At 46.2% G+C, this 20950-nt stretch carries 11 protein-coding genes and 1 CRISPR repeat array; of the genes, 8 read left to right on the top strand and 3 right to left on the bottom strand.

The window, feature by feature from the left end:
* Nucleotides 1-41: 41 nt before the first annotated feature.
* Both recC and BSR11_RS01930 read right to left on the bottom strand, forming a co-directional pair.
* A complete protein-coding gene (gene recC / locus BSR11_RS01925; RefSeq protein WP_072668814.1) occupies nucleotides 42-3488 on the bottom strand; it encodes an exodeoxyribonuclease V subunit gamma in 3447 nt (1148 codons plus the stop codon).
* A 101-nt stretch (nucleotides 3489-3589) separates the two neighbouring features.
* Entirely contained in the window at nucleotides 3590-4561 is a 972-nt protein-coding gene (locus BSR11_RS01930) for a TDT family transporter (RefSeq protein ID WP_072668815.1), read from the bottom strand.
* Nucleotides 4562-4668: 107 nt separating this feature from the next.
* Here BSR11_RS01930 and BSR11_RS01935 point away from each other — a divergent pair, with 107 nt between their 5' ends.
* The 8 genes from BSR11_RS01935 (at nucleotide 4669) to BSR11_RS01970 (ending at nucleotide 17582) form a co-directional block, all read left to right on the top strand.
* Complete coding sequence (locus BSR11_RS01935; RefSeq protein WP_072668816.1) at nucleotides 4669-5559, top strand: LysR family transcriptional regulator; 891 nt, start codon at nucleotides 4669-4671, stop codon at nucleotides 5557-5559.
* 122 nt (nucleotides 5560-5681) lie between these two features.
* Nucleotides 5682-7334, top strand: coding sequence for a Cas10/Cmr2 second palm domain-containing protein (locus BSR11_RS01940; RefSeq protein WP_072668817.1), 1653 nt, complete (start codon nucleotides 5682-5684; stop codon nucleotides 7332-7334).
* Between the two features lie 62 nt (nucleotides 7335-7396).
* Entirely contained in the window at nucleotides 7397-9307 is a 1911-nt protein-coding gene (locus BSR11_RS01945; RefSeq protein ID WP_139299781.1) for an RAMP superfamily CRISPR-associated protein, read from the top strand.
* Entirely contained in the window at nucleotides 9300-10799 is a 1500-nt protein-coding gene (locus BSR11_RS01950) for an RAMP superfamily CRISPR-associated protein (RefSeq protein ID WP_072668819.1), read from the top strand. The genes BSR11_RS01945 and BSR11_RS01950 overlap by 8 nt, the downstream gene beginning before the upstream one ends.
* Nucleotides 10796-13195 (top strand): RAMP superfamily CRISPR-associated protein, encoded by a 2400-nt coding sequence (locus tag BSR11_RS01955; RefSeq protein ID WP_139299783.1) that lies wholly within the window; start codon nucleotides 10796-10798, stop codon nucleotides 13193-13195. The genes BSR11_RS01950 and BSR11_RS01955 overlap by 4 nt, the downstream gene beginning before the upstream one ends.
* A gap of 8 nt (nucleotides 13196-13203) precedes the next feature.
* Nucleotides 13204-15906 carry a CRISPR-associated endonuclease Cas1 gene (gene cas1, locus BSR11_RS01960; RefSeq protein WP_139299784.1) on the top strand — a complete coding sequence of 901 codons (2703 nt, stop codon included), beginning with the start codon at nucleotides 13204-13206 and terminating at the stop codon, nucleotides 15904-15906.
* A gap of 3 nt (nucleotides 15907-15909) precedes the next feature.
* Nucleotides 15910-16188 (top strand): CRISPR-associated endonuclease Cas2, encoded by a 279-nt coding sequence (gene cas2, locus BSR11_RS01965; RefSeq protein WP_055043550.1) that lies wholly within the window; start codon nucleotides 15910-15912, stop codon nucleotides 16186-16188.
* A gap of 158 nt (nucleotides 16189-16346) precedes the next feature.
* Nucleotides 16347-16953: a CRISPR direct-repeat array (repeat unit 35 nt; unit sequence GCTTCATTAGATAAGGTCGTTCAGACCGTTGAGAC).
* 77 nt (nucleotides 16954-17030) lie between these two features.
* Nucleotides 17031-17582 carry a 3'-5' exoribonuclease domain-containing protein gene (locus tag BSR11_RS01970; protein WP_072668822.1) on the top strand — a complete coding sequence of 184 codons (552 nt, stop codon included), beginning with the start codon at nucleotides 17031-17033 and terminating at the stop codon, nucleotides 17580-17582.
* Nucleotides 17583-17660: 78 nt separating this feature from the next.
* On the opposite strand, the gene BSR11_RS01975 is transcribed toward BSR11_RS01970, so the two are convergent.
* Nucleotides 17661-20870 (bottom strand): hypothetical protein, encoded by a 3210-nt coding sequence (locus BSR11_RS01975; RefSeq protein WP_072668823.1) that lies wholly within the window; start codon nucleotides 20868-20870, stop codon nucleotides 17661-17663.
* Nucleotides 20871-20950: the final 80 nt, after the last annotated feature.

A 20950-nucleotide genomic window follows, 5' to 3' on the forward strand; every position in this document is an offset into this window, starting at 1 on the left:
GCGCAAATGCTAATAATCTGGCGTTAATTTTGCTCATCGCATCAAGACTCCATTTCAGTCATGGATTGCGCGGCCAACCTTGGCGCTTGAAGCACCAGACTGGCGAGAAGGCGAACTTGCTCTGCAAGCGGCTCATCCCACTGTGGCCAAATACGAGCAATGTATACATTGCTACCTTCACCATGACTCATGTAACTATCGTTGAAACTATCGGCCATTTTTTTCAATGCTTTCTCGCTATCTTCGTGCCATTGACCACGGTTAAATCCAGCTTCAATACTGGCTAATGCCGTTTTCGGAAAATACGCTAATGGCTCATTCATGCCTTGATAAAACAAGCGCACTAATTCAGCCAGTAATGCTTGCGCTTGCTGTTGATTTATCGCTGGATAGCGCCAATGTTGTACTCCCTGTTTACGATCGTAACCAATCAGATGCGTTGCCGCCTGACTCCCCATTGCCGCAAGGGCGAGATGATCGATCCATGCCGCGAGGTAGTCCTGAGCTCGAACCGCCCCACTGCGATAACGCACTAAACCCGATTGATAATATTTGGTCAGCCATCCAGTTAAATGGACGGTTTTGCCCTCGCCCCATGGCTGCAGACGCAAATTGACTTCTTGATCTTCAAGGGGGTAATGACACAGAAACTCGATCTTTGCAGCCAATTCTTGAGCTTGAACTCGGTTCGTTTCAAATTCCAGTTCACCAAACGCACCAATCGGTAATTTACCCTGTGCACGTTGCTCGCTAAAAAAGCGGCTCAGTGCTTGAGCGTCATTTGGCTGTGTCAAAACGATATCAAGCAGTTGATCGCGCAGCTGATAACTCTCTAAGCCGTTTAAAGCAAAAGGTTCTTCATCTTCCATCACCGATTGCGGTGGCTCAAAAGAGACTTTCAAACGGCGATTAAAAAAGTACTGAACAGGTAAGCGCCAAAAACGCTGTAACTCCACCAGATCTAGGCTCAAAGGAAAGGTAGCATCGAGTAAATAATCCGTTAACGCACGATTAAATTCACTCCGCGCCTGCCCTTGCCGATTGGCCGCTGGTAACCACTCTTTCGCGTAACTAGCAGGCGAAGCTAAAAACGCTTGTGAGCTAAACGGTACCATGGCATGAAGATGAGTTAACGCTCGGCTTAATCGCTCCGCTGACTGATCGCTCGTTAATGACTGATCCCCTTGTAGGCAATAGTTTAACTGACAATACTCCAGCAACTCGGCCACTAACACCGAAGGGACTCGTTCAGTATTGTCTTGAATTGAGCGACCAACGTAACTGATGTAGAGGGTTTGCTGCGCCGAAAGTAGCGCTTCCAAAAATAGGTAGCGATCATCATCTCGCCGTGAACGATCTCCCGTTCGCGGACGTGTATTCATCAAGTCGAAATTGTCTTTGGCCATGGTACGCGGATAAACACCATCATTCATACCTAACAAACAGACGGTTTTAAAAGGGATCGAACGCATTGGCATTAAAGTACAAAAGTTCACTTGCCCAGCCAAGAAGCGTTGACTCACTCGTGTCGCCAACAATTTATTATCAAGATAATCAATGATAATCGTCGCCGCCAAAGCTTGATCGTATTTGGCGTCCAGCAGCTGATCTTGTAATTGTGCTAGCGTATCGCGAATCGATTTCAGCGCCAGTTCACCATCAATATCGACTTGGAAAAAATCATCCAACAAATGCCCCAGCAGGCTGCGCCACTGTTCGATGGTTTGAGTGTCAGCCAAACGTGCACGATAGTGGCTGATTTGCTGAATGAAATGGGCCAATTTCCCCGCCAACTCAGCGTTTAATCCCTGCACTTCGTTATAAGGTGCTAAGCCATATTCACCTTGCGCAAACAAGCCTGCCGAAGCGGGCATCGCATAGCCTAGTAACATGCGCTCAATACCAAACTGCCACGTATTTTGCTCGGTTGCTGGTAGCTCAAATTGCTCGGCGGTATGAGCATTCAGCCCCCAGCGGATCCCCGCGGCTTCAACCCACAACTTAGCTTGCGCAAACTCTTGCTCATTAACCGCAAACTTCGCCATTATCGCTGGTGTTTCCAGTAATTCGAGTAACTCAGAGGCTAAACAACGCGACTCAGGTAAGCGAACCAACTGCATAAAGGCCTTTAATATCGGGCTTTCTTGATCCGCCGTGCGGTCAGAAATCGAATAAGGAATAAAGCGCTCCCCCGGTACATTACCAAACACCGCCGCAATCGCTGGGCTGTAAGCGTTAATATCCGGTACCATGACAATAATATCACGCGGCTTGAGATCAGGGTCAGCATCAAACATCGCCAACAATTGATCATGCAATACCTCCACTTCTCGCATTGGGCTATGACACACATGCAAGGTCAGTGAAGCATCATCGCTCGCAATCCATTGTTTGTGCTGACTGCTGTCTAATTGCTGCTCATCTTGATGCTCTTCTAAATGCAAAATATCCGCTTGCAGATGATGCAATAAACTATCGCGCGGCGGTGCCATAAACAGCTCTAACTCTTCGCAATCGAGTAACGACAATAAATAAAGATTATCGCGCCCCAATTTGCCCATCGAGGCTAACAAGTTATTGCCCACTGACGCTTCATTGTGCAGCTCATCAGCCAAGTTGGCTTCTATACCACCTTTCAGTGGCGAGCGCTGACCAGCCAGTTGAATCTCATTATTTTGTAGCGCCAGCATTTTGCGCTGGCGGCTCTCCAGTTTGGCCAAGGTTTTTCGATCGCGAATATCCCCCCAATAATGCTGGCAAGGGTTAGTAAACATTAAGTGCACATCAATGTGTTCACCGAGTGCTCGTAGCGCATCCAAATAGCGTGGCGGTAAGGAGGAAATACCAAAAATAAACAATCGCTTGGGAAGCAGACTGATGTCCAACACACCACTGGCTAAGTGCTCAATAAAGCGCTGATACAAATTGGCGCGATGATAGTGAGATTGACCTTGCTGGAGGGTATCTTGATATAGGGCTTGCCATAATATCGCTTGCCAAGGATGCTCGTCATCGAGCTCTTTAACTTCCTCTCCCGCTTCCCATTGAGCGATCCAATCTGGGCGATACACTAAATAACCATCGAAAATATCGGCAATTTTTTCCGCCAGTTGATAGAGCTTAGAATGGTCTTCATCTTGCTCTAGATAGCGTTCTAACGCCGCGAACTGTGGATGAGAGAGCAGAGTTGGTAACAAGCGCATCAGTTTCCAAGTCATCGCCTCTTTATTGAAAGCGCTGCGCTTTGGCACCTCAGGTAAAATTTGGGTGAACATCTCCCAAATAAAACTGGCGGGTAATGGAAACTCAAGATTCGCCGCAATGCCAATTTCTTTGGCTAACGCCATCTTCAGCCATTGTGACATGCCTGAGCTTTGTACCAGGATTTTTTCTTTGTCAAACGGGTGCGCTAACGGGTCGTTTTTGATCAACTGAACTAACAGCGTTTTGAGGATTTCAACGTTATTCGAATGATAAACGGTAAACACAATACACTCACACTACTCTGCCCTTAATGAAGGTTCAGAGTAGCATAAGTGCTGTTAACTGGATAATTTTCCTAGGGTCTGTTACCCCTAATATAGGATGATTATCTTGCCTGACCAGCCAATGAACGAGCTGGAAAATAGAACATCAGGTAACGTAGCGCTACGTATCCAACCACCACGGTGGCCATCATCAATTCAAAGCTGGCAAGGGCATGAACCTGCTGCACATAGTGAGGAGCGAGATTGACGCTTTCCATCCAATGGGCGGTTTTAAATAATGCAGTAGCACCAATCACCATCGGGAAAGTAAACGCGGCATAACCAGGGCTAAAAGGTAAACGCAGTAATTGAGTAAACGCGAGGTAAATAATCGCAGTCATTAATACCGCAATACCAAACAGTAAAGCAATGATCACCGGCGAAGGCTCAGTTGTCACTGTTAAATAGCCCGCTAAAGAGAGACTCGCTGGCGCTGCCAAAATCGCCAAAGTGGGTTTAGCCGCATCGGGTACTTGATGGGTAAACATAAAACGGTAGATCATCATCGGTAGCATTACCGCATAGGCCAACATACCAAAGATTAAGGTTGCATGAGCAATCGGAGCCAATAGCGGGTTACCAGAAAATGACACATCAGCCACAATGATCCCCACTGGTGGTACAAACCAGCTCGGCACCATATGGTGCAATTCAAACGCTTTAGCACGATGATAAACAAAACTTACCAAGAAGATGACGTGCAATAGCACCGCCAACAACCACAATCCATCACCAAAGAGTGGTGAGAATTGGCCCACTGAATGAGACACGACCATGCACGCCATAGCAAAAGTGGGCACGACACTGCCTACCACAGGATGCGCCAAATCTTGGCGGAGTAAATGATGATGTAAAAGAAACTTGAACGCTAAAATAATCAACAGCACACTGGCTAGCGCTGCGCCAAGCCACTGACCATAGCCTTGTAAATTGGCAAGGTTTTCCCAGCTCCAACCTAAACTGGCAATACCTAATGCCAATCCGGCCATGGGCGTTGGTGCTCCCATCACTTTTGTTTTTGCTGCTTGAATCATACTGACCTCAACCCGGCTTATTATCGCAATACGCGCATGATACTCTTGCTTAATGTTTGAATATATCTGATTATTTATAACCTACGTTCAATAAAACTAAACAACCTATGGCCAGTCCCATTTCGTTAAAACAGCTCAATGTGTTTATGACCATTACTCAGCATAAAACCCTCACTGAAGCTGCCGAGGCACTATTTCTTTCTAAAGCGGCGGTGAGTTCAGCCTTGGCTGAGTTGGAGAAACACTTGGGGCATGCGCTGTTTGATCGCGTCAATAATCGGTTAATCCTCAATCAAGAAGGGCAAAAGCTATTACCTTTAGCCGATGAATTGCTGGGACGCGCCAAAGATCTGCATCATCTGTTTGATCAGCAAAATACCCTCGCTGGCCAATTACGCATTGGAGCCAGTGATACGATTGGTAATCAGTTAGCGCCTTATTTAATTAGCGCCTTTCGCTCACAATACGATCATCATGCACAAAGCCTATTTATTTCTAATTCAGCACTGATTTGTCAAAAACTGGTCGATTATGAGTTAGACGTTGCTTTAATCGAAGGCAAGACCCTGCATCCCCAATTGATTTCGCGTCAATTTAGCCAAGATGAAATGTGTATTATCTGCGCTCCTGATCATCCGCTCGCCACAAAATCGAATGTCACCCTGAGCGATTTTGAACACAGCCAGTGGGTACTCAGAGAGGCCGGCTCGGGATCTCGAGAGTTTTTTATGCGCGTTGTCGCGCCACGTATTGAGCAGTGGCAAGAGAGTTTTGAGCTTAATACTACTGAAGCGTTAATTAACAGTGTCTCAGCTGGGTTAGGTTTAGGTTGTCTGTCACAGCTGGCTGCCCACTGCGCATTACAAGATGGGCGAGTCAAGCAACTGACGGTCCCTCTCGATATGCAACGACGCTTTTGGGTGCTAGTGCATAAAGAAAAGTACCAAAGTCCGCTTTTGAAAAGTTTTATCGCCTTTTGTTATCAATCCAACGTTTAGCCTCTCAGTTTGAGACAAGCGATCTCAAAAATGAACACTCACTGCTTTTATCGACTAGTTAATTATGCTATTTCATGCGTACATTCAATTCGTAACGACAAGACTCAGGTGTGGAGAGGGACATGGCAGAAACGGAAAAGGGCTTTCTTAAAGTCGAAGCGGTTAACTTTGGCAATACTATCTTTGATACCAATCAACTGAGTGTGGTACGCGGTGGCAGCTATGCGCTAAAAGAAATCGTACGTCAAATAGAGAAGACGCTTATTGATTGTAAGATAAAAGGTTTTCAATCGGTTACCTTGGGTGGCTCTACAGGGATCTTTTGTTGTGATGCCGATTCAATTAACCAAATGCGTTCTTCGGTTGAGCTATATCTTTGTGAGCAACAAACTATCAAAGAGCAAACGTTTACTCCCAATAATGTCTTCTCCTTTGTCATCTCGAGCGTAGTTAGTAAGGATTATCTACAAGCCAAAGAGCAGCTTTATGCCTTAGGTCGTCATAAACAAGCTCAGTCATTTAGCCACGCATTGCCAGACTTTTCTTCCAGTGGCGAACAAGTTTGTCCTCTTAATGGCTATCTGCTTGCCGATTCAGAGAATAATCACATCAAAGCCGCTAAAAATAGCAAAGTGAGTACGAGTGTTGATCTCCGTTATCAAATTGGCCGCAAGGTGCGCACGACAATTTATAGCGAGGAACAAGCGACTCTTGCCGCCCAACTGAGCGACCTAGGCAAACCTCAGGAAGAAAGGCGAACTGATATTGAAGAATTACGCTTCCCGTCAGATTTAGAAACCTTGGCAGGTCAACATCATAAACTCGCCCTCAACGGTAAAGTGGCCGTTATTTATATTGATGGTAACGCATTTGGTAAAGCGCAAAAGACACATATTGAGCAGAGCTCGAATAAAATCAAGGCACAGCAAGCGTTTGATTTGCAGCTACGAAGTGATAGAGCAGAGTATCTGGTTAGTTTAGTTGGGTTTTTAAAGCAACAAGGCGCAACTGTGCAAGAGAATAATGAGACGATGGTGCAGCTTGAAACCCTGCTTTGGGGTGGCGACGAAATGACTATTGTCGTCCCGGCTTGGATTGGGATGGCGACGCTTCATCACTTCTTCGAGAAGCACAACAACTACCAGATTTGTGGTCAACCCTTAACTTTCTCTGCCGGTATTGTCTTTGCTAGCTGTAAAACGCCGATTCGTAAGTTAGAGCAAGCCGCAATGAATTTGGCTGATGCAATCAAACAACAATCCGGTGGACGTCAGCAGAGCTATTTCGACTACATGGTACTGGAATCGATAGATTATCCGACAGAGTCTTTAGCCTCATTTTGGGAAAAGCGATACAACAAACTCGCTCCTCTGCGTAAACCGCTTCAGTTTAATCTCGCCTCATCGTATCCCCCCGACCAGCTTAGTCAGTACCTTCAAACCCTGCCACGCTCAAGCATTTACAAACTGGTAGATGCAGCTTTACGCCACGGTGTCGCCAACCTCGCCGAACCGCCACCGCTCAATAAAGAGCAGCGACTTGCCGTAAAAGGATCAGCTCAAGAGTTACCACTTATGCTAAAGCGTTTAATTAATGCGGGTGGTGGCGAGTTGCAAACAGCAATCCAAGCACTGTCACAAGTGTTGTTAGAGAAGGGAGATGAACCGGCTACCACCCACCTACTTTCCGATGAGATGCCCCTATTTTGGCTACATATATTGGAACTGTATGACTATCTCGCTCCGAGTAAACCCATGATGCAGGAGGCGCAATGATGAGCCGCTCAAATAGAAAGCACTATGACATAAACTTTGAACTCATATTAAAAGCGCCTTTTATGACCAAAAGTAGTGGTGCCATGCGATTTGGCCTAGACACGTTCAGCCAGCAAGAAAACGGCTCTCTGGCCATCAATGGCTCACAACTGAAGGGAGTGATACGTCACCAGTTGGTGGGTTTTAATCAGTTACTTAATGATGATCAGTTAGCTACGCTCATTCAGTACGCTTTCGGCCCACAACCTCAGCAGCCGGAATCGAATAGTTTTGATCATGCTGCATTAACCTTTCCGTGGAAGTTGACTGAGCAGGGTGAGGCACAAGCAAGCGTTGAGCCTGAAAAGCTTTATCGAATAAAAATCAATCAAGAAACGGGGACTGTCGAAGAGGGACACATTCAAGTCATTGAAAGCAAATATCCAGTGGGAACCTTAGTCACCTTTAAAGGCCGAGGTCGTTACATTGAATCGCAAACTGTGCCCGCTGACATATTACAGTCTTGGCTCAATAAAGCGTTGCAAGCGGTGAGTGCCATTGGTGCGTTCAAGAGTATTGGTTTTGGTGAGGTGGTATCGGCTAAGTGTACGGTAAATGAAAAATCGCTAAGTCAATTAACAGCAGACAAAGCCGTTGAACCACTCAATCAGGTGCCATTGCGAGTGGCATTTAACGCAGACCGACCGATTTGCTTTGCAAAACCACGCTCTAAAACCAGCAATACCTTTGTATCGGAAGACTTTATTCCCGGCAATGCGTTAAAAGCCACGCTCATTAATAGTCACTATTTTCAAAGTCTAGAGGCTAGCTCGCCGCTCAAAAAGCATATTAATCAATTGGTGGTTTCACACGCCAAACCTGTTGCAGTGTTTCTTGATAGTGATGGTCAGAGGGCGGAAAAAATACCGCTAGCCAAACCTTGGTCTCAATACAGTACGGCGCAAACCCTACCACTTTCACTGATGCAATTCTCTATTCCTGCCTGTGATAACGGTCAACCACAAGAGTGTTATCTTGATGTCGCGCAACTGAATACGGCAGTCTTGATTCAAAAGGATAACATGCTTTTCTCTGGTGCATTTGAGAGTGACCGAAAAGGCGATGTTCCGCTGAGTGTTCGTCAAGCTTATGGCGTCAATTTGCCTGAAATGAAGCGAGAACTGCTGGTACGCACCGCTGTGAACGCGAGCACCCAATCGGCAGAAGATGGTTCGCTATTTAGTTATGACACCCTACGCCATGAAGATTTGATGTGGATAGTGGAGTTTAGTCTGCCCAAGATCTCAGAAAGCGGAGAGCCAATTTCAGACCACACATCAGAGGTTATTGGTCGGCAAGTTTTAGAAGTCGTTCATCAAGGTTTATTCAACTTAGGTAAAACCAAGGCCACATTAGAGTTTCAAGATAGCGACTCTGGCTCAGGTTGCACTGGCGCATTCAAGCGCTCAGACACTACGCAAAAGTTATCTCTTAAACTTGAAAGCGATGCGCTGCTGTTTGATGCCAAGGATTTGAAAGAGATCAATAACATCCAGCAAGATCAGCTGTTTAGCCTTGTGGCAAACTATTTTGCACAACTTGTATTTACTGATGTTGCTGTGCCATTAGTTGCTTGCTATGCCGATACACAACTTGTTGGTGGTGATTACCTTCTTAATCGCTTTTATAAACCATCCGCTTATCAGCCACAAATAGTGGTTAAAGCAGGCAGTGTCTTTACTTTTGATTTGAGTCAGTTAACGAGTGGCGAACGAGAGCAAGTGTTTATACAGGTCGAGAAAATTCTCCACACAGGGCTACCTAGCCCCAACAAAGAGTGGGATTTCAACACTACGCCTTATTTGCCTCAGAACGGCTTTGCAAAAATTACCTGGTTGTCAAACGAGATTATCGCGCAGCATCAAATCCTACCAAGTGGTTACACCTTAGTTGATGCCAACACGCTACAACCATTGGGAGGTCAAGATGACTAAGCAATATTACGCGATTCAAGTACAAGCTACATTGAAAGTGCTCTCACCGCTACTCATCGCCAGTGGTGATCACACACTGATCGTTGAAAGTGAACCAGAGCAGCAAGTAAAAGGCAATGAAAGTCGCAATACCTTACAACCGTGCAAAACAGCCGACGGCAGCTACTACTTACCCGCATCCAGCTTAAAAGGTGCCTGTTATGCGTTTAGTCAGCAGTGTGACAAGTCACAAGAGTTGAGTTGGATATTTGGTGAAACGGCGCGCCAACAAGGAGAGATCACCACCAGTCGTGGCGGTTTAGTGCGTTTTTATAATGCCTTTGCCAAATCCAATATTGCGACTGAAAAAATCACACGTAATAGCATTGATGCGATAACTGGCGCGGCCAAGCAAGGTCATTTATTTGATGTAGAGACCATCAACCCCGGCAGTGAGTTCATTTGCCGACTTTCGATAGACGAAGCGGATCTGCAACAGCTTCAATCTCTCAAAGGGTTACTGCTCGCTTGGGGGCGTGGGGAAAATAGCCTTGGCCGTCACTCGCGCAATGAACAAGGCCAGTTTGAGTTGTGCAATATCGAAATTTTCGCAATTGAAGAAAGCCGCTATCGAGACTGGTTAAAGCAACCCGAGCCTGATGAATTAGCCAAGGTAAGGCAAAAACTGGAGTTTACCTGTAATCCGCTTGAGTCTAATTCCAATGCGCTTACGTTGAAACTCAAACTCATCCCGCTTTCACCAATTTTTATCAGTGATGGCAAACAGCATGAGAGTGATAACAATCACCAAATTGCACGTTCGATGAAAAATAGCGCTAACCAGTACATACTCCCCTCCACCAGCGTGCGTGGCAGTTACCGCGCTCTTGGTCGTAAAATTTTGCTAACGCAGCTGCAAAAACACGGTGAACAAGCGGAAGCTAAGGCGGATGAGTTATTGCAAGTGCTGTTTGGCGGCGAAACACACGCGAGCAGCCTAACCATCAGTGATTTTGTGGCGCAAAACCATGAAAGCGTGGAACAGGCGTTTATCGCGATAGATCGCTTTACTGGCGGTGTTAAAGGCGGTACCCAAAGCAAAGAGACGGCGGGTGGTAACTACTTGATTGAAAAGCCCATCGTTAATGATTATCTCGGGCGCATCCGCTTAAACCACACGTTAATGGAACAAAAGCATCACGCTCAGTTAGCCATATTCCTTTTGGTTTTGCGTGATTTAATGCAAGGCGAGATGCTGTTTGGCGGCTTAAAAGGCAAAGGGTTTGGTAAGGCACGTGCCGAAGTGCAATGGGTAGAAGCCAAAGAGCAAACAGCAGACAGTGACTGCTGGTTAAGCGATTGGGACGCATTGCAAGAGAAGTGGCAGGAGCAAAAGCTACCCTGTTTCACTACCCTAAATGAGGCGTTGATGACCTTACTCGACAACCAACGAACCCCCTCACCAAACAGTGGTGAACAGCCAAACCACGTCAGCAGCAAGGAGGCGCAGTGATGACTCACTTTTACAACCCATTTAACTTTGTGCCACTCAACGATAAGCCGAACACCGAGTACGATACTGACTATTGCACCATTGAATCTGGAGTAAGTCAGGCTACCCACCAGCTTTGGCAAGTCAATCGCTTAAGTGGAGCCATTTTCCTTGCCATTACTAACCACAGTGATTTGATTATCGGTGGAGCAAGGGAAAATAAAAATGAAATCAACGAAAATGGCAGCGGCAAGGAGTGCATTAGATTCTTTAAAGCCCACCCTAACGGTAGATTAGATAAGCCAGAAAGGTTGGCCATTCCGGCCAACAGTTTACGGGGGGCGGTAGTCAGTGTTGCAGAAGCCATCAGCGATTCAGCGATGCGTGTATTGGCAGATGAGCGTTACTCAGTTCGAACGGCTGCTGGCTCAAATGAAGTCTTTTCACAAATTGGTATCGTAGTCGATGGAGAGAGTGGATTGGAGTTAAAACCACTGACCGTTGGCGGATTGAAGCAAAAAGGTCATGAGTTCCCAAACGATAGCAAAGATAGCAGTGGTGATTGGGTTTTTGATGATGCTGCTTATTTTATGGACTGCGAAGATTGGAAAGAGGTTTTACCTGTCAGCCTAGAGTTTTATCGACAAGTACCGAGAAGTGAATCATGCAATTATCCTCATATTAAAGAACGTAGTGACCATCAACTAGCCCGTTATCGAGAGGAGCTGGAGTGTTTTCATGGTGGTCAAACGGATCCTAAATTTGTTTACATCAGAGATGAGTTGCCAGATGCGAGTTGGGATGATCCTCTGCCTGTTCGTTTCCCAAGCTTGAATATTATGTTCAAAACCTTGAAGGGACTGAAAATGGGCACAGAGGACGGCCCTGAAATTCTCTACATGACGGATAGCGAGTTTCAAAAACATCTTGCGGCCAAAGGGAAAGGCTTTGAAGAGAATGATTATCGAAGATACGTCTTTTTCCACAAAGGCGATATAAAAAATCTCGCGGCAAGAATGGTGGCGACCAAGAAGCATGAATTGCTGATCCCCTATAGTAAAAGAGCCGCTAAGGATTTTGCGAGTTTTACGATTCCAGACGATGTTAAAGAAGCGTTTGAATCCAAACTGCGTCAACATCCTAAGGATGTAATGATTCCGGACAGTTGGATGACATTAAAAGGTGAGGAAAATGTTCTAAAAATATGTGCGGGCGATCTGTTGTATTTCAAAGGTCGTTCCACAGAAAATGGGGAAAGTTATGAAATTACCGAACTCTCCCTTTCGCAAATTTGGCGCTCTGAAGTCACCCACCAATCACTGCATGGCATCATGGCTGCGTCTGGTCACTCTCGCTATTTACCTTGGGGGAGTCAAAAGCGTAAAGCCAAAGAAAGTAAACTCACCGCCGCAGAAATGCTGTTTGGTGTGGTGGAAGACAGAGAAACAGACAAAAGCAATGCCGACGGAGGCAAGGCCTTGGCAACGCGCGTACGTTTTTATGATGCGATCAGTTTGAAAGCATCGTTAGAGGCGTTTGAGACCACGCTTACCTTAGACTCACCCAAACCACCTTCCCCCTCACTCTATTTGCATAAAAATGATGGAAGTGGTGTCAGTAAGGCCGATCTTACTGGCAACACATCCTTTCAAATCAATGGGCGAAAGCGCTATTTGCAGCATCAAAAAGCAGCTGTTGAGATGCAGCAAACGGGGACAGATGAGATGCTGACCAAGGCAGAGCGCATCACCGCTAGTACTAAGCCTACGTTCGGCTTTTGGATTGAATTTGACAACTTAACCGAAGAGGAACTATCCCTGTTACTCTTATCAACAGGGGCTAGACAAACGGGGAATGAGCAGCCGTTTTATCATCAGCTTGGCATGTGCAAACCCTATGGCTTTGGTAAATGTGAAATGAATGTGCTGGCGGTGTTGTTAAAAGATCCAGAGCAACGATACCACTCGTTAAGCGCGGGGCCTGTCTATCAGCAGCAATTGCAAGGTTATACGCCAAGTGAAGCAAACATCAGCACACTTAAAGAATTCGCCGAATGCATCGAACATCCCGCTTTGACGCAGTTTCTCAAGGTACCGCAATTGGCCTCTAGACCTTATGAGCTCAATCATGCCCAAAATCCATTGATTAGCCAGGTTGCATTAACGCAAATTGCTGCTCTAGCTAATGAAAATAATTTTACAGAACATAACATTCACTACCCTATGCCTAGCCCACAAACGGCAGATACAAAAATCTTCGAATGGTTTGCTTTTAATGAAGAGAATAAACAGCGGCAAGAGAGAGGAAGAGCGAACCGTCCAGCGAGCGCGAACTATCAGTATCTCGGAAAACTCGCAGATAATGGCGAGGTGACGTCTTTAGAGCAAATGGAAAAGCCGACTAACGCAAATATGTGAAACAGTTAATGACTCAACCATTATTGAACTCCATTGAACCCATCGCGCAGCTCTTGCCGCTGCGCGCGGTGGTAGTAACGCTGCGCTTTACCCAATCGGCGGCGTTGCAGTTTTACCACCATGTTGCGGTACATACTTGGGTGCGCTATCTGTGTGGTAGCCCTGCCAACTTTAGTCAGCAAGTCACGGTGCAAACCTTAGAAAATGGCAAAACCACCTATCAACCACAGGAGTTTTATCGTTTTAAATTGGTGTTCACTCCACTGGGGGCGACACTAATTCAACCTCTGTTCGACAAACTGAGCGGATTACCACACAGCGCTCACGCACTACCGAAAACAGCGTGTTTACATGCCAATGTTGAACTGCACTCACTGTATTGCGGGGTTAGTGGTGAGCCAGTACAACACGCGGTAGACCTTTACCCCTATGGGTTAGATGCGCTTGCGCAAGATGTTCACTATTGGCAGCAGCAAGACCAAGTGCATTTACAATCGCTGACACCTACTCGCTTCTTACTACCCAAAACCCCCGACACAACGGAGGCCACAAAAGGAGAACGGCGTTACTGTCGAGACAAAGCCGATTTCACCTCAGAAACGCTCACCAAACGGCTATTGGATACGCTAGTGGGCCTGCTAGAAAGCCACACTGGCATACGTTATCAACGTGAAGTAGAGCAAGGATTCGATCTAGAAACCCATCTTAGTTTTTGGGTTGAACATCGTTATGGCAAAGGAGAGCCCAAGCAAAAAAAACCGTTAGGCGGGGCGCTGTTCTCAGCCAGCCTAAATCAGCTCGCATTGTTGCCAAGATGGCAGATGGCCATGTTAGTGCTTGGGCAATGGTTAGGGGTTGGTCAGTCACGCTCCATGGGGCTAGGGGTATATTGCCTTACCTCTATTGACCACTTGTTGGGCGAAAAAAACAACCGCTTATTGGTGCAGTATTTTGCCGAGAGTGAGTTGAACAAGGTGGTGAGCGACAGCCTAGACCACCCATTATCGGAACAGCAACAACGTGAGGTGCTGCAATCCGTAATGGCAGACAGCGAAAGCGTGATCCACCAACGCTATCTTGTTTCTCCCCTGCAACAAATGGAGATCGATAGGGAAGAAGGCGGCACGCGAACCCTATCCATTCCCCCTCTTATCGACAGAATATTGCAACAAGCCATCGCTCGACCTTTGGCCGCCAGCTTAGAAGGATTATGGAAAAGTCACAGTTATGGGTATCGCAGTGGTCTATCACGTCATGATGCTAAATTGGCGATCAATCAAGCGATACAAAACGGCTATGAATGGCTACTCGAAAGTGACGTGGCGAGTTTTTTCGACCATGTGGATTGGCACAACCTTGAAACACGCTTAACCCTTCTGCTGCCCAATGATGCGTTGGTTGACACCATCATGGCATGGGTGAAAGCGCCGATAAAAACCGTAACAGGAGAGCAGCAACCACGGCAACAAGGCTTACCGCAAGGCTCGCCGCTCAGCCCGTTGCTGGCAAACTTAATCCTAGATGACTTTGATGCCGACATGCTCGCGTTAGATTATCAGCTTGTTCGTTATGCCGATGATTTTGTTTTGCTATTTAAAACCGAGCAGCAAGCGCAAGCGGCTCTGCACCAAGTGATTGATTCTCTCAACGAACACGGCCTCAGCATTAAAGCACAGCAAACCATTACGCGGCATCACACCCAACGGTTGCAGGCGAATACCTTAGAGCAAGAAACCATTGGCGAGCGAGAACAGCTGGGGACCTTGTTAGTGGTGGCTGGTGAGGTGGCGCTGCTAAGTAGTGAAGAGGGGCGGCTTAAGATTACCCAAGAGGAACAAACCCATTTCTATAGCTGGGAAGCCTTAGAGGCTATTTTTATTCTTGGGCCACACAACATCACCACCCCTTGTTTAAGGCAAGCCATGCTCAAACAAGTGCCCATTCACTTTGCCTCCAATTATGGCCAATACCAAGGTGTGGCTTGTGCGAATACACCGACCCAAGGTCATCAAAACTGGCAAGTGCAAATGGCACACATGCAACAAATCGAAGTAGCGTTACCTTGGTCTATTGAGCTGGTGGTGGCTAAAATTGACGGCCATATCCATCTCATTCGCAATCGAGACCCGCAGTCACCTTTGATTGAAAAACTCAGGCATAGCAAACACAAGGCGAGGCGCAGTCGTGAGCTATCCACATTGCTTGGCTTTGAAGGAGAGGCTGCCAAGTTGTTGTGGCAGTTTTTTGCTCAGCAACTTGAAGAGCAATGGCAGTTTACTGGCCGCAACCGAAGACCGCCGAGAGATCCGGTTAATGCCCTACTCTCACTGGGCTACACCTATCTCTACCATTTAACCGATGCGCTCATTCAAGCGAATGGGCTCTGCCCTTGGGTGGGTTTTTATCACCAGCCTCATGGGGCTCATCGCACCTTGGCTTCTGATTTGATGGAGCCCTTTCGTGTCGTGGTAGAGCGGACTGCACTCACTTTGATTAATAAACGGCAACTAAAGCCGGAAGATTTTGTCACACAAACCAATGGCTGCGAAATCAGCCGCGAGGCGAGAAAACGCTTTTTAACCCAACTGTTGGCGGATCTCACCGGAAAGCGGCCTAAGCAAGATCGAATCATCGATCAATTCATCGCTCAGATTAGAGAAGTGAAAATTGCACTGAAACTAGGCAGTACACCCAAATTTTGGAGGCCTTAAAGCATGAAAGTCTACTTGGCGTGTTTTGATGTTGACGATGATAAAAAACGACGCAGATTGAGCAAGTTACTGCTCTCTTATGGCGAAAGGGTACAGTTTTCCGTTTTTGAAATTACGCTTAAAAACGAAGCAAGTTTGAAAAAGTTGCTTCAGCGTTGCAAACACCATGTTGATGAGGGAGACAGTTTACGCTTTTATGCTTTACCACTGAACGCCCGAGAAGGTTCGTTTGATATCGATGGCGAGCCCATAGCACGGTTCCCACAGGCCGAAATTCTCTGAAGGTTTGCTCTTTAACAATTTGCCCTTTCATTCACCGAAAAACTTGGCTAAGCTAAGGCGTCTAAATTTGGTGAAGCGAACCCTGACCTGTGGATAACTTTAGGCTAATCAAAAGTGCTCTTTATCTTATTGAATCCGAAACTCAATTTATGGGTAGTGCTTCATTAGATAAGGTCGTTCAGACCGTTGAGACTTAAAGATCTCTTCTTTATTCATGGAACCATTAGCTTCATTAGATAAGGTCGTTCAGACCGTTGAGACTACAGCGCTCTATTAGCCCATCCGATTGATTACAAGCTTCATTAGATAAGGTCGTTCAGACCGTTGAGACTCGTTTATGTTGTCGTCAGTCAGAGTAATGAGTTTTTTGTTGCTTCATTAGATAAGGTCGTTCAGACCGTTGAGACAAAAGATCCCACGCTTGAGGATTAGCTTGAGTCATGTGGCTTCATTAGATAAGGTCGTTCAGACCGTTGAGACTTTAAATCCTCATCTCTAACTATTGTATCTGGATATGGGCTTCATTAGATAAGGTCGTTCAGACCGTTGAGACTACCCAGTCTTGTTATGAAACGGCATTGAGTTTGAGCTTCATTAGATAAGGTCGTTCAGACCGTTGAGACCCTCAAAACCTGTTTCCGTTAACCCATTCATTAGAAGCTTCATTAGATATGGTCGTTCAGACCGTTGAGACGAGAAAACACACCGTGATCAGGCCGAAAGCGATTAGGCTTCATTAGATAAGGTCGTTCAGACCGTTGGCTATTTAGGTAGGGACTAACATTCGGTATTGACAGCTAACCTAGTTATACTTAAGGCAACAGCGATAACTTGGAAGTGGTATGCGTTTATTTTTGGATACAGAATTTACTGGTTTAAAGCAAGACGCTGAGCTACTCAGCCTTGCACTGGTCGATGAGCATGGCTGGGCTTTTTATGCAGAGTGCCAAGCAAGGCATGGAGCCCCCGTGGATAACTGGATTGCTGAGCATGTACTTGCTCATACTCGCTGGTTATCCTTACCTTGTTGCGCGCCAAGTGAGTGGTTGCAAGAGGGAGAGGTGCGGTATGGTTTCGATAGTGATGAAAATATCGCCCACCAGCTTAAGCACTGGTTAAGTCAATATGAACAAGTCGAGCTGTGGGCTGATTGCCCAGCTTACGATTGGGTGCTGTTTTGCCAGTTATTTGGGGGCTCGCCGTATTTACCTCGCCCTCTCTCTTATGTGGTGAATGATTTCGCTACCTTGCTGACTTTACAAGGGCGTGATCCCCTGTTACCGCGCATGTCACTGTTAGCGCCACATCAGCAACCACCAGGCCAAGCGCACAATGCGCTGTATGATGCGCGTTTACTCAAAGCATGTTTCACTCAGCTTATAGCAGAAAAATAGCCCCTTACAGGTAAAGGGGCTGATTGGTTGGCGGTTAAACGGCCAACTAACCCAAAGGGCGTGAAGATTGGAAATGTTTTACTGTCTTTGCGAGGGTTGTACCCAGATGACATCCCACCAAAGTGACCAGAGCTGATCGGGGGTTGTTTCCCGCCCAGTCACGATTTGCCAAATGGCGAGTTCCGCATTGGTCGAGAGTAATATCGTGATGCCAATTACAATCCATAACCAATAGCCCCATTTTCTGTACCACGGTTTTTTGCCCCTTGAATTGCGTGTCTTTAAGCGCTCAAGTTGGGGGGCGTCATAAAAGCAGTACCCCATTTTTTTGATGGTGTTAGGTATAGCATGCTTTAACTTTTCCCCTAGGCGGACGATGTGCTTTCTGTATACATAAAGTATCAGGACATAAACAACGAGCAGTGGTACTCCGTAAAGGGTAACAAGTTTTTTCTCTGTTTGAATGGGAAGATATAGCGAATAAGCTGAACCGATCAAAGCGAGCAAAGCCAACACAAAAGCAAGCTTGGTAAAGGTTTCAGTGGCAAGTGATTGAAAATGTTGGTGGGTTACCGCTATTTCTTTTTCAAGAAACTCATACTCCTTCTTAATATCGAGCCCTTGCAGGATTTTCTGATAGATTTCTTTGCCTTGGATTTGCGACGACAGTTCTTGGAACCATGATACGTTGGTAAAACGAATGAAATCTTGGCGCACTGGCTCAAACACCGAGGGGGAGGCGGTTTCGATATGCTGTGACAGCTCGGCTATCTGTTCTCGAAAATCGTGCAGTGATTCTCGATAAAAAAGGGCAAGCAGTAGCATGTTTTGATAGTTATAAAACACGTGGCAAGGGGCGATGATGTTATTGAATTCTGTACCATAGCCAACATACACATTGGCATAGTTGCTAAAAGCGTAGCGATTGCCCATTGCATCCCAGCGTTTATAACTTTGGCTTTCAATTAAGTTTTTGGTAAACGCGGGATCATAGGCGTACCCCCCTAAGCTTGACCAAGCTTGATCTGTACGGTCAACATAAGCCGCCAGTGCGTAGAGCGCATCGTATTTTTCACGACTTCGGGCGTTGATCTGCCCATTGCCGGCCAGCCCGTAGCTCACATTGACAAACAATCGATTATCGATAAAGGGCTTGAATGAAAGCGTCGTGCCATTCTCGATACCTAAGGTTTGCAGAATGTTGCTAACGTCGCGAGGTAAGCAGTATTTGTTCTGTGTTAAGTCTTCGAAATTCAGTTCTCTTAGTGTTGCTTTTTCCTCCACATCATGGAGGCAAAACTTGTGCCCGAAATAGTAACGTTGCAGGTTGGCATCCCTATTTCTAATTGCAAAAGACGGATAGAGTTGGCGCATTGTTTCGCTGTAACGTAACCAGTGCCGGATTTTTGATTGTTCTATCTGCTGCTGCTTGTCTAATTCATCAGTAAAGAGATCATGCCACCAGTCATGGCCGCCAGAGGTGAAACTGGTGTTGCCCTCACCTTGAAAGAAGCGCTCGTAAACGTTGACAGAGAGAATATACACATCGTTGTAAAATTGATGCAGTTTCACGCTTCTTACTTGCGCTTGTGTCCAAGGCTGGGGAGCGTTATCTGGATTGTACATTGCCCAAACATATGGAAGTTTACTGTGTATTTCGTCTTCCATTGATACAGGGGCGCGCCATTCGATGATGGATTGCCCATCCTCCTTGTTTAAGTTGCACAGACGTTGACGAACCACTGGGTCAAGGTAGAGAAAGGCATCCCGCTCGTTGGCAATCAGATTGAAACGCTCTCCCTCTTCGAGATTAAGCTTGAGATTGCCTTGGGTAGTAACAACGGTACCAGAACTGAGGCTTTGATGTTTTTCGGCTTCATTGGCTAGGTCTGTGATTAACTTTTGGTAATCCACTTCCCTTGCATCGGATTTTGGTTCGATTGTTTGATGCTTTTCTGCCAAGCGGAAGGGCAAAAAGAAAGTACTGCCGTAGGAAACTAGAGGTCTTTCACCATCTAAGCTGATAGCCAGTAAATGATCGACGATCAAATCAACCACTGAGTGGCTGTTTGTGGTGAGGTGCTGGTTGATATCCGCTCTGAAGTAATGACTAAACTGGCCTGAGATCACGGTGATTGTCGCTAAGCCTTGCAGTTGAGGTAAGCGGCTTAGTTCATGCAGCGACTTTGCTTCATTTTTGCTGGTGGTGAACTCGATTCTTTCAACTCGAGAAAGCGGTGGGACTGAAGGGTTTGATGTATCTTCCGTTGCTCTTGGCTTAGTGCAATAGAGAATCAAGTTGGTCGGCAGCGTTAATGGCTGGCGCTTTTGCTGTGTTTCCTCGTAATGGTATTGGCAATATTGTTCATCCAGCGTTTCGAGAAAACTCTCCTTGTAATCTGCATAACGGCTATTGTCAGCTCGAAGCTCGATCGAGGCTTCGTCCACTAAGTACAAACAAACGTCTTTTTCTTGTTTAAATTTTTGTTTCTCGTGATCCCTTTTGCCTGCAAGGTTTATTCCTCGCCAACAAGCGTCGATATCCAGTTTTGTGCACTTGTCGCTTGTAACAGAAGTTTGAAATAGTCGTTTTCGCTCTAGAATGGCCTCTACACAAGGCTGTGCTGGGCCAGTTTTCGCCTTGCTATCTTTTTTATACGGGATACCTTGAAAGGCTAAACCCGGCAGGTAGTTTCGATAATAAGTGGCGTGTGCCTCATCTATCGGTAGCAAAGGTTCATTTAACCAGTTTCCCAGCGCTTCGAGAGGGCTAAGGGCCTCGGCTGTGAGATCAATAATCTGTTTGCCTGCCTGTTGCAATAGGGATGCGCAGAGTTGGCCTTTGGGCAAGCAAAGTAAAATGATACTGGTCTCAATCGCTTCTAAGGGGTTAACTGTGTGCTGTTTGAGTGAATGCCAGTCTTGGTAGCTCGGGTTGCCGGCACGTTTCTGTTCGCTCAGTTGCTCTAACCATTGGCTATCTATGCTATAGAGCATGGAACTGTCGAGGGTCGCATTCCAACCTCCTTCTATGCCCAATAGTTGTATTTTAAATCTGGGTTTTACACACTCGCCCGTTAAAGGCACGTTTTTTATAGCTTGGTATGACGCGCGATAGGCAAGTTCTAAGCAGTCAACCCCCATTAAAGTATCTAGTGAGGCGATAACCGTGAGGTCATAATGTGTTGATAATTCTGAGGTGAGACGTTCAGGATGGCTATTAAGTAATGTTCCTGTCGCAGACTCAGTGTCATTGTTAACGTTGGAATGGTTGGCACTTATTGTCATAGCGATCTCTTATTGGTTATCTCTTGCAAACGGTGGAATAGTTAGGGGTAACAATAGTACCGCAGATAAGTGTGTTATTA

Source organism: Vibrio injensis (genome assembly GCF_001895205.1).
Classification (GTDB): Bacteria; Pseudomonadota; Gammaproteobacteria; order Enterobacterales; family Vibrionaceae; genus Vibrio; species Vibrio injensis.